General features: G+C 60.9%; 15 protein-coding genes. 7 read left to right on the forward strand and 8 right to left on the reverse strand.

Annotated features, from left to right (window positions below; all coding sequences use genetic code 11):
* The first annotated feature begins 42 nt into the window (after nucleotides 1-42).
* The gene (locus tag J2X43_RS19295; protein ID WP_310296348.1) at nucleotides 43-603 is read left to right on the forward strand and encodes a sigma-70 family RNA polymerase sigma factor; all 561 of its coding nucleotides are present in this window, start codon (nucleotides 43-45) and stop codon (nucleotides 601-603) included.
* Here the strand turns inward: J2X43_RS19295 and J2X43_RS19300 are convergent.
* Nucleotides 600-989 (reverse strand): YkvA family protein, encoded by a 390-nt coding sequence (locus J2X43_RS19300; RefSeq protein WP_112385818.1) that lies wholly within the window; start codon nucleotides 987-989, stop codon nucleotides 600-602. The two genes, J2X43_RS19295 and J2X43_RS19300, sit on opposite strands and share 4 nt — an antisense overlap.
* Before the next feature lie 50 nt (nucleotides 990-1039).
* Nucleotides 1040-1348, reverse strand: coding sequence for a 4a-hydroxytetrahydrobiopterin dehydratase (locus J2X43_RS19305; protein WP_310296350.1), 309 nt, complete (start codon nucleotides 1346-1348; stop codon nucleotides 1040-1042).
* A 36-nt stretch (nucleotides 1349-1384) separates the two neighbouring features.
* Here J2X43_RS19305 and J2X43_RS19310 point away from each other — a divergent pair, with 36 nt between their 5' ends.
* Complete coding sequence (locus tag J2X43_RS19310; protein WP_310296695.1) at nucleotides 1385-1885, forward strand: low molecular weight protein-tyrosine-phosphatase; 501 nt, start codon at nucleotides 1385-1387, stop codon at nucleotides 1883-1885.
* Here the strand turns inward: J2X43_RS19310 and thpR are convergent.
* Nucleotides 1792-2385, reverse strand: coding sequence for an RNA 2',3'-cyclic phosphodiesterase (gene thpR / locus J2X43_RS19315; protein ID WP_310296352.1), 594 nt, complete (start codon nucleotides 2383-2385; stop codon nucleotides 1792-1794). The genes J2X43_RS19310 and thpR overlap by 94 nt on opposite strands.
* Before the next feature lie 68 nt (nucleotides 2386-2453).
* Nucleotides 2454-3098 (reverse strand): arylesterase, encoded by a 645-nt coding sequence (locus J2X43_RS19320; RefSeq protein WP_310296697.1) that lies wholly within the window; start codon nucleotides 3096-3098, stop codon nucleotides 2454-2456.
* A gap of 53 nt (nucleotides 3099-3151) precedes the next feature.
* Between J2X43_RS19320 and J2X43_RS19325 the strand changes: the two genes are divergently transcribed.
* The 3 genes from J2X43_RS19325 to J2X43_RS19335 all read left to right on the forward strand — a co-directional run bounded on the left by J2X43_RS19325 (nucleotide 3152) and on the right by J2X43_RS19335 (nucleotide 7322).
* On the forward strand, nucleotides 3152-3859 hold the full coding sequence (locus tag J2X43_RS19325) for an ABC transporter ATP-binding protein (protein WP_310296354.1): 708 nt from the start codon (nucleotides 3152-3154) through the stop codon (nucleotides 3857-3859).
* A complete protein-coding gene (locus J2X43_RS19330) occupies nucleotides 3856-6399 on the forward strand; it encodes an ABC transporter permease (RefSeq protein WP_310296356.1) in 2544 nt (847 codons plus the stop codon). Before J2X43_RS19325 ends, J2X43_RS19330 begins: the two co-directional genes overlap by 4 nt.
* Before the next feature lie 194 nt (nucleotides 6400-6593).
* Nucleotides 6594-7322, forward strand: a complete 729-nt coding sequence (locus J2X43_RS19335; RefSeq protein ID WP_310296358.1) for a Bax inhibitor-1/YccA family protein — start codon at nucleotides 6594-6596, stop codon at nucleotides 7320-7322.
* Nucleotides 7323-7472: 150 nt separating this feature from the next.
* Here the strand turns inward: J2X43_RS19335 and J2X43_RS19340 are convergent, their stop codons facing one another.
* Nucleotides 7473-7673, reverse strand: coding sequence for a hypothetical protein (locus J2X43_RS19340; protein WP_112444593.1), 201 nt, complete (start codon nucleotides 7671-7673; stop codon nucleotides 7473-7475).
* A gap of 297 nt (nucleotides 7674-7970) precedes the next feature.
* Between J2X43_RS19340 and J2X43_RS19345 the strand changes: the two genes are divergently transcribed.
* A complete protein-coding gene (locus J2X43_RS19345; protein WP_310296360.1) occupies nucleotides 7971-8528 on the forward strand; it encodes an N-acetyltransferase family protein in 558 nt (185 codons plus the stop codon).
* Nucleotides 8529-8531: 3 nt separating this feature from the next.
* Here J2X43_RS19345 and J2X43_RS19350 read toward each other — a convergent pair whose 3' ends face one another.
* From J2X43_RS19350 to acnA, 3 genes are all read right to left on the reverse strand, one after another.
* Nucleotides 8532-8933 (reverse strand): DUF2794 domain-containing protein, encoded by a 402-nt coding sequence (locus J2X43_RS19350; protein ID WP_310296699.1) that lies wholly within the window; start codon nucleotides 8931-8933, stop codon nucleotides 8532-8534.
* Nucleotides 8934-9209: 276 nt separating this feature from the next.
* The gene (locus J2X43_RS19355) at nucleotides 9210-9950 is read right to left on the reverse strand and encodes a thioredoxin family protein (protein ID WP_310296362.1); all 741 of its coding nucleotides are present in this window, start codon (nucleotides 9948-9950) and stop codon (nucleotides 9210-9212) included.
* 220 nt (nucleotides 9951-10170) lie between these two features.
* Nucleotides 10171-12861, reverse strand: a complete 2691-nt coding sequence (gene acnA, locus J2X43_RS19360; RefSeq protein ID WP_310296363.1) for an aconitate hydratase AcnA — start codon at nucleotides 12859-12861, stop codon at nucleotides 10171-10173.
* Nucleotides 12862-13122: 261 nt separating this feature from the next.
* Here acnA and ccmA point away from each other — a divergent pair, with 261 nt between their 5' ends.
* Complete coding sequence (ccmA, locus tag J2X43_RS19365; RefSeq protein ID WP_310296701.1) at nucleotides 13123-13770, forward strand: heme ABC exporter ATP-binding protein CcmA; 648 nt, start codon at nucleotides 13123-13125, stop codon at nucleotides 13768-13770.
* Nucleotides 13771-13919: the final 149 nt, after the last annotated feature.

Raw genomic sequence — 13919 nt, forward strand, 5'->3', positions numbered from 1 at the left:
TTCGTCCAAGAATTGCCTGAGCCAGGGGGAACGTGACCGGACATGGATGCTGAGGAAAAACAGCGTTTCGCTGCCCTCGCAAAAGCTGTCGCCGATCAGCGGGACCAGCAGGCTTTCTCAATCCTGTTCGATTATTTCGCGCCACGCTTGAAATCCTGGCTGTTGCGCCAGCGGATGCCGGCAACCGAGGCAGAAGAGTTGGTCCAGGAAGTGATGATCGTGCTCTGGCACAAGGCCGGTCTCTACGATCCGGCGCGCTCTTCGCTATCCACCTGGCTGTTCCGCATCGCCCGCAACCGCCGCATCGACCTGCAGCGGCGCGCCAGGGCTCGCGTCCTTGATGAAGACGACCCGACACTGCAACCGGCTGCCGAAATCGGTGCCGACGAGGCGGTCGCCAATGATGACCGCGATGCCCACGTGCGCGCCGCCGTCAGCCAGCTGCCGGAGGAGCAGCGTGAGATGCTGCGCGCCGCCTTCTTCCTTGGGCAATCGCATTCGGAAATCGCCGAAGCCACGGGACTGCCGCTCGGCACGGTGAAATCGAGGATCAGGCTCGCTTTCGGCAAGCTCAAGAAAGTTCTGGAAGCGGAAACCGCCTAGACGGTCTTCATGCCCTCGGGCTGATCGGCAAGGGCGCGATCGGCAGCCTCATAGTGCTTGGGCTTCATATGGCCGCTGACAAGCGCAAAGGCGGCCGACAGCACGGCAATATCGTCGGAGAAGCCGACAACCGCGAAAATATCCGGGATCATGTCGAACGGCAGAACGAAATAGGCGAGTGCTGCCAGCAGGATGCCGCGGACGCGCGCGGGCGTCGCCGGGTCGGTGGCGCAATAGAAAGCAGCAACGACATCGCGCGAGAACGGGATCTGCCGGACGGCGCGCTTGAAGGTCGGCCAGAATTTCTTGCGCACGGCCTTTTCCCGGCGGCTCTGGGTTTCCTCATCGCCGGGCAGCAGGATCTCACCGTATTTGACGTCGTCCATTCCGATCTCCTCAAAATGCATGGCCTGATATGGTGACTGCCGGACGCGATTCAATTGTTTGTGTTCAGACCGGCCGCCTTGTCCATTGCCTTGGCCAGTTTGAAATCAAGCTCGGTCAGCCCGCCGGCATCGTGCGTGTTAAGCGTCACGTCGACCCGCGAATAGACATTGAACCATTCCGGATGGTGATTGAGCTTCTCGGCCGATAGCGCCGACTGCGCCATGAAGCCGAACGCTTCGACGAAGCTGCCGAACTTGAAGGTTTTGGAGATCGACTTGCCATCCTCGGCAAGCGTCCATCCTTGCATTGCCGCCAGATGTTCGTCGATTGCGCGGCGTTCCAGTTTTTCCATCTTCATGTCATTGTCCTCCGATCACCTTTCATAGGTCTCTTCATGAAACGCGTCAGCATCCTGTTTGTTTGCATGGGCAATATCTGCCGGTCGCCCCTGGCGGAAGGAATCTTTCGCCATACCGCGGCAGAGGCCGGGCTCTCGGACAAGTTTGCCATCGATTCGGCTGGAACGGGCGGCTGGCACGAAGGCGACCCGCCAGACCGGCGATCGGCCGCAACAGCCAGACAGCACGGGATCGACATATCCGCACAGAGGGCACGCCGCATCCGCAGCGAAGACGTCGCGGCATTCGATCTGGTTATCGCGATGGACCGGAACAACGTGGCCGAGCTTCGGCGCACATTACCAAACGCCCGCAACATCCACCTTTTCGGCGACATCGCCCTCGGCACCGGCGAAGATATTCCGGACCCCTATTACGGTGGTCCGGAAGGCTTCGAGAATGTCTATGCCAGGCTCTTGGCCGGCTGCATGAAGTTGCTTGGCGAAGTCGGCGCCGACAGCGCTTCATGGAGTGGGAAGACCTCTTCCGTCAGATAAGGCCCGCCGCCGACCGAATCCCTCGACGAGAGCAGGACGAAGCGCGGCACGGTGAAGGTCGACGTCTGGAAATTGCCGCGGCCCGAGAGGTAGTGAACCACGTCATCGACGCGCGACGACTTCAGGCGGGCAAGCGTCACATGCGGCGTAAACTTGCGGGGATCGGGCGGAAGGCCGATCCTCTGGCAGATACGCTCGATCTCGCCCTGAAGAGCATACATCTCGGGTGAAGGCGATACACCCGCCCAAACCGAGTGCGGCTTCTTGGAACCGAAAGCGCCGATACCATCGAGCCTGATCTGGAATTCCGGGCGGTCGATCCTGTCCAGCCGCTCGACGATCTCGTCAGCGGTGCGGCCATCGACATCGCCGATGAAGCGCAAAGTGACGTGGTAATTCTCCACATCGATCCATCGGGCACCGGGAAGACCACCGCGCAGCAATGAAAGGCTCATCGCCGCATTGCGCGGAATTTCGAGGGCGGTAAAAAGTCTCGGCATAACGAGCACTCCCCGAATCTTTTGCAGGTGCTAACACGGAATCACGCAATGGTGAGCCGCGCAAGCCCCTATTTCTTCACAGTAGAAATCGTCCCGATGAAATTTGTGACAGCCGGCTCCATCTTCTGAACCATGACATCCACTCCCTTGGAATTAGGGTGCATACCGTCCTCAAGCTTAAGGCTGGGGTCTAGCACAACGCCATCGAGGAAAAAGGCGTAGAGCGGAACCTGATGTTTTTGCGCCAGTTTCTCGAAGATGGGATTGAACCGAGCAGCATAGTCCGCCCCCATGTTCGGCGGCGCGATCATGCCGGCAAGCAGGACCGGAATACCTCTGTTCTTTAGCCGGGTAATGATTTCATCAAGGTTTCGCTCGGTTTCCTCGGGCGCGATCCCCCGAAGCGCATCATTGGCGCCAAGCTCGAGGATGACGCCGCTCGTTCCGTCGGGAACCGACCAGTCGACCCGTGCGAGCCCGCCGGTGGAGGTGTCGCCGGAAACGCCGGCATTGGTGATCGCGACATCGACTCCTTTCGCTTTGAGTGCGGCCTGCAGCTTCTCGGGAAAGCCGTCTCCCGGCGACAACTGGAACCCGGCCATCAGGCTGTCACCGAAGCCAACGAGGTTGATTGTCGCGGCATTTGCCAGTGTAGCGGCAAGCAGAGAGCCCGCAATGACAGCGATGTGAAGCAGGCCAACTTTAAATCTCATTCCGCTTTCCCTAAATTGTCGAAGTCTTTGGGATTTATATAGGGCTATTTTCTTTGGCAAAAACCATCATCGAGCTGAAGCACGCGGATTTGACATTGGGCAACGCCGCGGCGTCGGTCCACGTGCTGAAAGGCATCGACCTGACGATCGAGGCCGGCGAATCCGTCGGTATCGTCGGGCCATCGGGATCCGGCAAGTCGACGCTGCTGATGGTGCTTGCCGGTCTGGAAAGGCTCGATAGCGGTGAAATCCACATTCAGGACACGCCGCTCCACGCCATGAGCGAGGATCAGCTGGCTGATTTCCGCGGCCGGAACATCGGCATCGTTTTCCAGTCCTTCCATCTGATCGCCAACATGACGGCGCTCGAGAATGTCGCAGTGCCCCTCGAGCTTGCCAACGTGGCCAACCCGTTCGAGATCGCCCAGCGCGAATTGCGCTCCGTCGGTCTCGGCGAGCGGCTGAACCACTATCCGGGCCAGCTCTCCGGTGGCGAGCAGCAGCGCGTGGCGATTGCCCGGGCGCTGGCGCCGTCTCCCGCTCTTCTGATCGCCGACGAACCGACCGGCAATCTCGACACCGAGACCGGCCGCCAGATCGCCGATCTGCTCTTCGCAAAGCAGGCCGAGCGCGGCATGACCCTGCTGCTCGTGACCCATGACAATGCGCTCGCCAGCCGCTGCTCGCGGCAGATCCGGGTGCGCTCCGGCAAGATCGAAAGCGACAGCCCGGCGCGCCAGTCTGCGGCAGTCCTCGCATGACCCTGATCACGCCGCGCGCGTCACTCGCCTTCCGCCTGGCCCTTCGCGAGCTGCGCGGCGGCCTCAGGGGCTTCTACATCTTCCTCGCCTGTATCGCGCTCGGCACCGGCGCGATCGCCGCCGTCAATTCCGTCTCGACCTCGATTACCGACACGATCGCGTCGCAAGGGCAGGAACTTCTTGCCGGCGACGTCCGCTTCGAGCTCAACAATCGCGAGGCATCGCCGGATGAGATGAATTTCCTGCGCGGCTTCGGGAAGGTCTCGATCTCGACCGGCCTGCGCTCGATGGCAAGAAAACCTGACGGTTCCGACCAGGCGCTGGTCGAGGTCAAGGCCGTCGATGACGCCTACCCGCTCTATGGCACGTTCCAGTCGGAGCCCGATTATCCGCTGGCAGCCCTGCTCTCCGACCAGAGCGGCACCTACGGCGCGGTCGCGGCTCCACTTCTGCTTCAGCGCCTTGGCCTTGCCGTCGGCGACGAAATTCTGCTCGGCAACGCAACGCTCAGCATCACGGGAACCGTCAAGACAGAGCCGGACGCGCTCTCCGAGGGCTTCGGCTTCGCGCCACGGCTGATCGTCAGCCGCGCGGCGCTGCAGGCTTCGGGACTGATCCAGACCGGCAGCCTCGTCGAGCACGCCTACAAGATCAAGCTGGATGATCCCCGCGACCTTGGTGCGGTGCGCGACCGCGCCGCCAAGGAGTTTCCTTCCGCCGGCTGGTCGATCCGCGCCAGCGACCGCGCTGCGCCATCGCTGACGGAGAACATCACCCGTTTCTCGCAGTTCCTGACGCTGGTCGGCCTTACCGCGCTGATCGTCGGCGGCGTCGGCGTTGCCAACGCGGTCCGGGCCTTTCTCGACTCCAAGCGGACGACGATCGCCACCTTCAAATGCCTTGGCGCGCCCGCGTCGGTCGTGGTGCTCGTTTATCTGTTCCAGATCGCCATCATCGCCTTCGCTGGCATCCTGATCGGTCTGGCGCTCGGCGCCATCTCGCCTGTGATCGCCGCCCAATTCCTGGCACAGTTCCTGCCGGTCTCGACGGCACCGGCGCTCTATCCGGGCGCGCTGCTGCTGGCCGCTGTCTTCGGCATCCTGACGACGCTGGCCTTTGCCATCCTGCCGCTGGGGCATGCCCGCGAAGTTCCGGCGACGGCTCTGTTCCGCGAACAGGGCTTCGAAGCCCGTGCCCTTCCCTCCTGGCCCTATATCCTGCTGGCCGGCGTCTTCATGGCAGCACTTGCGGGGCTGGCGATCGTCACCGCCTACGACCGCTTCATCGCCGTCGTCTTTGTCGGCGCCATCGTCTTCGCCTTCGTGATTCTGCGCGCCGTGGCCGCCCTGATCGCCTGGCTGGCAAAACGCAGCCCGCGCGTCAGTTCGCCGGCGCTGCGTCTGGCAATCGGCAATATCCACCGCCCCGGCGCCTTGACGCCCTCTGTCGTGCTCTCGCTGGGCCTCGGGCTGGCGCTCCTGGTAACGCTGACGCTGATCGACGGCAATCTGCGCCAGCAGCTGACTGGCCGCATGGCCGGCGGCGCACCGAATTTCTTCTTCGTCGATATCCAGAGTGCCCAGGTGGAGAGCTTCCGCAATCTGATCAAGCAGCAGGCGCCCGAGGGCAAGCTGGTCGAAGTACCGATGCTGCGAGGCCGGATCCTGGCCTTCAACGGCGAAGACGTCACCAAGCGCAAGGTGCCGCCGGCAGGGCAATGGGTCCTGCGCGGCGACCGCGGCATCACCTATTCCGAAAACATCCCCGAGAATGCCGCACTCACAGAGGGCAGCTGGTGGCCAAAGGATTACAGCGGCGAGCCGCAGGTTTCCTTTTCCGCCGAAGAGGCAGGCGAACTCGGCCTCAAGATTGGCGATACCGTCACCGTCAACGTGCTGGGCAGAAACATCACCGCGCGGATCACCAACCTGCGCAAGGTCCAGTGGGAATCACTATCGCTGAACTTCGTGATGGTCTTTTCGCCGAATACGTTCCGCGGCGCCCCGCATGCCTGGCTGGCAACGCTGACCGATCCCTCGGCAAGCGCGACCGAAGAGACGGCGATCCTGAAGGCCGTCACCAACACCTATCCGACGGTGACAAGCGTCCGCGTCAAGGATGCGATCGATATCGTCAACCAGCTGGTCGGACAGCTTGCGACCGCGATACGCGCGGCGGCTTCCGTCGCACTCATTGCCTCTATCCTGGTGCTGGCAGGCGCGCTCGCCGCCGGAAACCGGGCCCGGACGCACGATGCGGTGGTGTTGAAAACGCTGGGCGCAACGCGCGCCATGCTCATCCGCGCCTTCAGTTACGAGTATCTGATCCTCGGCGCGGCCACCGCCATCTTCGCGCTTCTGGCAGGCGGCGTGGCAGCATGGTTCATCGTCAGCCGTATCATGCGGCTACCCTCCGCCTTCCTCCCGGATGTCGCGGGTCTGACGATCGCCACCGCTCTGGTGCTGACCGTCGGGATCGGCCTGATCGGAACCTGGCGCATCCTCGGCCAGAAGGCAGCACCCGTTCTGCGCGAGCTCTAGGGCTGGCACTGGTAAAGCAGCGCCCGATAAAATAGCTTCACCTTACGGCGATTTAACCCCGCCGCCGGTTGCAAGGGCCTTGTTTGCAAAGGGCGAAAGCCTCATATTGACCGCAGGCATGCTGGAGCTCCGCAGCGGCGCCCGGGTCGCAAAGCCCGACACCGTATTCACATCGGAGCTTGTAAGAGGAAACTATGGCTGACCTTCGTAACTACCAAAGCCGGACGCAGACTGGCGAGATGATCGACCAGGGGCTGCGCTCCTATATGCTCAAGGTCTACAACCTGATGGCGCTGGGTCTGGCGATCACGGGTGTAGCCGCATTTCTGTCATTCCAATTCGCCTTTGCCGACGGTCAGCTGACCGCCTTTGGCCAGGCCATCTATCTGAGCCCGCTGAAGTGGGTCGTCATCCTGGCTCCTCTGGCCATGGTGTTCTTCCTGAGCTTCCGGATCAACCGCATGAGCGTTTCGGCCGCGCAGACCACCTTCTGGATCTACGCCGCGCTGGTGGGTCTGTCGCTCTCGTCTCTGCTGCTGATCTACACCGGCCAGAGCGTGGTGCAGACATTCTTCATCACCGCCGCTTCGTTCGGCGCACTGTCGCTCTACGGTTATTCGACCAAGCGTGATCTCTCGGCCATGGGCTCGTTCCTGGTCATGGGTCTGTTCGGCCTGATCATCGCGTCGGTCGTTAACATCTTCCTGGGTTCGTCTGCCCTTCAGTTCGCGATCTCCGTGATCGGCGTCCTGATCTTCGCCGGCCTGACGGCCTACGATACGCAGCGGATCAAGGAAATGTACTACGACGCCGATGGTGCCGAGGTCATGGGCCGCAAGGCGATCATGGGCGCGCTGACGCTCTATCTCGACTTCATCAACCTGTTCATGTTCCTTCTGCAGTTCATGGGTAACCGCAAGTAAGACGGAACTGTTGACGGCCAGACCGTCTGGCCGAATGCGAGACAACCGAGCCGCCTGCAACAGAGATGTTGCGGGCGGTTTTGTTTTTTCGGAGTGTGGATTGAGCGCTGTGGTCATGCAGCTGGCAAATAACGGCCAGCCTTGCGCGTCTTAAAGCTTGCGTGCCGCCAGGCGCCGACGGTCGAGCGCAACATGGTCGGAGCCGCGCTTCGTCAGGCGGAATTGCCGCTTCTGGAACTCGCCGCGAATCTCGATAAAGCCCTTCTCCTCGGCTTCGTTCAAGGTCTTCAGGCTGGTGCCCTCAGGGGGAGACTGCCAATCAATGCCGACGGCGGCGTGCAGCAAAACCAGAATCTTGATAATGGCGTTTCTCCATGGCTGACGCACGCGGCCGATCTGCCGCCTGACGCAAAGGCCTGTTCCGCGAAGCTGTTCTCTAGAAGCTCTGGCGGGTTCGGTCAACTCGCCGGCCTTGGCCGCCACACGGCTGTCATCTCCGGCTTGCCGGAACAGAAGGCAGCGGAACAATCACGACGACGGCAGGCAAGTGCCCTGCATGGTCCCGATATCCTTATTCGCTTTTCCTGTTGCCAAATCTCGCGCCGGATGGTTTTCAGCCTGAACCACATTCCAGACATCGGCCGCCCAATGACCGTTCATCTCCGAGATATCGCAACCTCCGACCTCGATGCCATCACCGCGATTTACCGTGAGGCGGTGCTGTCAGGCGTCGCCAGCTACGAGATTGCCCCGCCGGAGCGCCAGGAGATGGCCACGCGGCTGGCTGCCATAACGGGCCAGGGCTACCCCTATCTCGCCGCCATCGACAAAGACGGTGTGCTGCTGGGCTATGCCTATGCATCGGCGTTCCGCACACGTCCGGCTTACAGGTGGATGGTCGAGGATTCGATTTATCTGGCGCCGGAGGCCCGGGGAAAGGGCGTCGGCAAGGCGCTGCTCGCGGAACTGATCGCCCGCTGCATCGCCCTTGGCTTCCGGCAGATGGTCGCCGTCATCGGTGGCGCCCATCCGGCATCGATCGCGCTGCATCGTTCATTGGGTTTCGAGGAAACCGGCCTGCTCAAGGGTACCGGCTACAAGCACGGCCGCTGGCTGGACACCATGCTCATGCAGCGGCAGCTGGGCGAGGGAAAGGATACCGATCCGGACCCGTCGGCCTATCCAGGCAGCCTCTACAAGGGCTGATCGCTATTTGTCGACGAGCTTCAGCACCTTGTCGAACACCTTCAGCACCTGCTGCAGCTCGTGGCCGCGCTTCAGGATCATGCCGTTGGTGTTGACGACGGAATAGGCGCCCTGCTTGTTGGCAAGCTTGGGGTCTTTCTCGATGGTGAAGAGCGGCATTTCGCCGGAGCGCTTGAAGACGGAGAACACCGCCTTGTCCTTCATGTGGTCGATGGCGTAGTCTTTCCACTCGCCCTCGCCGACCATGCGGCCGTAGATCCACAGGATCGCATCCAGCTCTCGCCGGTGAAAGGTCACCGGCAACGGATTCTTTTTCTGCTTGTATTCTTTAAGATCGACGACGACTGAGGAACTACTGTCGGCGGAACGGTGATCGCCATGCCGCAAATCCGGCTGATCTGTCATCAGTCTCACAAGGCCTCTCGCTTATGACAGGAGAGTGACAGTTTGCCCGACCCGCCGCAAATTGCAAGTGCGGCCAGTCATCACATTAAGCATATGCTATGCAATCTCCTGAACGCCGCAATTCAGTCAAAACAGCGCCTCATTTGCAGGGGAAATTCCGCTCACCGATTTGGCGCCAGCGCGCCAAAGGGCCCGGCTGAGCGTATCGACCTTAACCCCAGCCCCGAATACGATTAGCCGGGCCGCCCCGTTTTCCATCCTGAACGGATGAAACTTTCAGATATTTTTCCCGGCCATGACGACGGTTGCGCCGAGGATCGCGGCCGGATCACCGTCAGCCGTAGCAGCCTGTAACAGGATTGCACAGCCTTCAAGGTCGGCCTTTTGCAGAACCGTTGCAGGTAAGGTCAGGCTTATTGCCTTTCCGTCCCACATTCCGACAGTTTCGATATCGCTGACGCTGTTGATATAGGAAATCTTCTGGCCGCTGTTTTCGCCCTTCTCGACGTCGATGGTCCTTTCCTTGTCGAAATAGACCATCACCACATTGGCTTTCCCCTGGCCGGCGCCAATCTTGATCTCCAGCTCATCGCCCCGCATCTGCGCATCGATAGGGACATTCAGCCCCTTGCCGTCGGTCGAGAAGCCGTCGATCTTTCCGTTGATCGCCGAGAGATCGGAGCCGGTCATATGATCACGGCCGTTGACGACAACCTGCGGCGTGTAAACGTTGCTGCGGCCAAGCATGCGGGCATAGCCGTACTGACGCTCGGTGTTCTGCTTGGAACTCAGCGTGTCGGTCCAGCCGAGATAGTTCCAGTAATCGACATGATAGGCGAGCGCGATTACATTCCCCTGGCCAACGATCTTGCGAAATGCGGCATCGGCAGGCGGACAGGATGAACAGCCTTGCGAGGTAAACAGTTCAACGACGCCCTTCGGCTTGCCGTCTTCGGCTTGAAGTGGTGCTGCGAGCACCAGACCGGCAATCAGCGAAATCAAAAAACGCGGCGACATTGCAACCTCTTTATCCAGGACATCGGGCGAACGAAGGCCGCGCGGCCTGATTGACGACCGTAGAGATAATCCTTCCGGTTCCAAACGGGAAGTAACGAAGGGGTGAGACATCCCCGCCCGCCGCCACGCCGGGAACACATCGCCGTGAGCCGCGTCCCCGCAAAGAAAAACCGCCGGAGATTGCTCCCCGGCGGCGATTATCATGTGCTTGTCTTAAGAATTAAGCAGCGAGGTCGCGCAGAACCGTCTGCAGGATACCGCCGTTGTTGAGGTAGATGACCTCGTCGAGCGTATCGACGCGCGACAGCAGCGGAACGTCCTTCACCGAACCATCGCCGTAGGTGATCTTGGCGATCTTCTTCTCGCGCGGCTTGATGTTCTCGAGACCTTCGATCGTGACAATTTCATCGCCCTTGAGGCCGAGGCTTGCCCAGGTCGTGCCTTCTTCGAAGACGAACGGGATGATGCCCATGCCGACCAGGTTCGAGCGGTGGATACGCTCGAAGGACTGGGCGATGACGGCCTTGACGCCGAGCAGGTTGGTACCCTTTGCAGCCCAGTCACGCGACGAGCCGTTGCCGTATTCGACACCCGCGAAGATGACGAGCGGAACGCCCTCTGCCTTGTACTGCATGGCCGCGTCGTAGATCGATTCCTCTTCCTTCGACGGGTAATGGATGGTGTAGCCACCTTCCTTGCCGTTCGGGCCGAGCATGTGGTTGCGGATACGGATGTTGGCGAAGGTGCCGCGCATCATGACTTCATGGTTGCCGCGGCGCGTGCCGTACTGGTTGAAGTCCGCAACGCCGACATTGTGCTCGATGAGGTAGGCACCGGCAGGAGACGCCGCCTTGATCGAACCGGCCGGGGAAATGTGGTCGGTGGTGATCTTGTCGCCGAAGAGACCGAGAACGCGCGCACCCTTGATGTCGGAAATGCCCGTGCCGGTCTTGCCCATGCCGACGAAATACGGCGGGTTCTGAACGTAGGTCGAGTTGTCGTCCCAGGCATAGGTCTGGCCCGGAGGAACCTGAACGGCCTGCCAGTTGACGTCGCCCTTGAACACGTCGGCGTACTTTGTCTCGTAAAGTTCGCGGGTGACGTATTTCTGAATGAATTCCTGGATCTCGTGCGAGGTCGGCCAGATATCCTTCAGATAGACAGGGGTTCCGTTCTGGTCTTCACCGATCGGCTCCTTGGTCAGGTCCTTCTGGACCGTGCCGGCAAGCGCGTAGGCGACGACGAGCGGCGGGGAAGCGAGGTAGTTCGCCTGAACGTCAGGCGAAATACGGCCTTCGAAGTTGCGGTTGCCCGACAGCACGCCGGAAACGATCAGACCCTTGTCGTTGATCGTCTTCGAGACCGGTGCCGGCAGCGGGCCGGAATTGCCGATGCAGGTCGTGCAGCCGAAGCCGACGAGGTTGAAGCCGAGCTTGTCGAGATCAGCCTGCAGGCCCGACTTCGCCAGGTATTCGCCAACGACCTGCGATCCAGGTGCGAGCGAGGTCTTGACCCACGGCTTGGTCTTCAGGCCCTTGGCAACGGCGTTGCGGGCGAGAAGGCCGGCAGCGATCAGAACCGACGGGTTGGAGGTGTTGGTGCAGGAGGTGATCGCAGCAATGGCGACGTCGCCATGACCAAGATCGAAATCGGTGCCTTCGACCGGGTAGCGGTTCGAGAGCTGGCCCGGCTTCTTGTAGTCGGCGTCCATCGAACCGGCGAAACCGGCAGCGATGTTTTCGAGCGGGATGCGGCCTTCCGGGCGCTTCGGGCCGGCCATGGCAGGCACGACGTCGCCAAGGTCGAGTTCCAGCGTATCGGTGAAGACGAGGTCGGAACCATCGCCATCGCGCCACATGCCTTGAGCCTTGGAATAGGCTTCGACGAGCGCGATACGCTCCTTGGTGCGGCCGGAAACGTTCAGGTAGTTGATGGTTTCGCCGTCAACCGGGAAGAAACCGCAGGTCGCGCCATATTCCGGACCCATGTTGCCGATCGTCGCGCGGTCGGCGAGCGGCATGTTGTCCATGCCCGGGCCGAAGAATTCAACGAACTTGGAAACAACGCCCTTCTTGCGCAGCATCTGCACGACCATCAGCACGAGGTCGGTCGCGGTGACGCCTTCCTTGAGCTTGCCGGTGAGCTTGAAGCCGATGACTTCAGGCAGGAGCATCGAGACTGGCTGGCCGAGCATGGCTGCTTCGGCTTCGATACCGCCAACGCCCCAACCGAGAACGCCGAGACCGTTGATCATCGTCGTGTGGCTGTCGGTGCCGACGCAGGTGTCCGGATAAGCGATCGTTTCGCCATCCTCTTCCTTGGTCCAGACGGTCTGGCCGAGATATTCGAGGTTGACCTGGTGACAGATGCCGGTGCCCGGAGGAACGACGCGGAAATTCTTGAATGCCTGCTGGCCCCACTTCAGGAAGCGGTAGCGCTCGCCGTTGCGCTGGTATTCCAGCTCGACGTTCTTGGCAAAAGCCTGCGGCGTGCCGAATTCGTCGACGATGACGGAGTGGTCGATGACGAGGTCGACGGGAACCAGCGGGTTGATCTTCTCGGGGTCGCCACCGAGCGACACCATCGCGTCGCGCATTGCCGCGAGGTCGACGACGGCGGGAACGCCGGTGAAATCCTGCATCAGCACGCGCGCCGGGCGATAGGCGATTTCGTTTTCGACGGTGCCCTTGTTGTTCAACCACTCGGCAACGCCGAGGATGTGCTCCTTGGTGACCGACTGGCCATCTTCGAAGCGCAGCAGGTTCTCCAGCAGAACCTTCATCGAATAGGGAAGCTTCGAAACGCCCGGAAGACCATTCGCCTCAGCCTTGGGAAGGCTGTAATAGACGTAGTCCTTACCATCGACAGTGAGGGTGGAGCGACAATTGAAGCTGTCAAGAGACTTAGACACGAGATACCCCGTTTCTGATAGCCAACACAGTCGTGCGAACGCCTATGCACTTAATGCACATCAGGATGCGGGTACGGCCATTTCCGCTGTCCGCACGTGGAAAGAATATTCCATGTTCGGCGCAAGGATGAAGTTCACGCCGACCGCTGGCGTGGTTGCGGGTCTTATAGATAATTTCTAAGAAGGGTGCCAGATACTGCGTGGCCCATTTCGGACATTTTTTGCGTCGCGATGACTAAAATCTTAATCAACGGAAACGCCATGCATCTGACTGCCGAAAATCTCTCAGCACGCCGCGGCGAAGACCTGATTTTCAAGGATATCTCGTTCCGCATCGAAGCCGGCGAAGCACTGGTTTTGGCAGGGAAAAATGGATCAGGAAAGTCCACTTTACTGCGTGTCATGGCGGGACTTCTGCGGCCCGAAACCGGCACGGTCGACTTCACTGATTCGCGGGGTTCTTCGGAACATCGCGCCAGCGAAATCAGCCACTATCTCGGCCACCGCAACGCGATGAAAAGCGAGCTCACGGTCGCCGAAAATCTGACCTTCTGGCGGGACTTTCTCGGCAGCACTTCCGGTGGCGAGGGACTGCCGATCATGGAGGCCGCGGAAGCCGTCGGCCTCCCCGGCATCACCCACCTCCCCTTCGGCTATCTCTCCGCCGGCCAGCAACGCCGCTTCGCCTTCGCCAAACTGCTGGTCGCCCACCGCCCTGTGTGGATCCTGGATGAACCGACTGCAGCACTCGATGCGAGTGCGGACAGGATGTTTGCGGCGCTGATTGCAGCGCATCAGAAGAAGAGCGGGATCGTGCTGGCTGCGACGCATCAGCCGCTGGGGCTGGAGAATGCGAGGGAATTGCGGATGACCGGGTTTGCGGGTGTGGATCAGGGGGTGTGGGGATGAAGAATACAGCCAGCCCCGGCGCCAGCATTACCCCCCTCTGCCCTGCCGGGCATCTCCCCCACAAGGGGGGAGATCGGCTGGGCGCCGCCGCTCGTTCTCCTCTTATTATTTGGCTGAGCCGCCGCAACAGGTCGATCTCCCCCCTTGTG

It is taken from the genome of Rhizobium sp. BE258 (assembly GCF_031457345.1).
Taxonomy (GTDB): domain Bacteria; phylum Pseudomonadota; class Alphaproteobacteria; order Rhizobiales; family Rhizobiaceae; genus Rhizobium.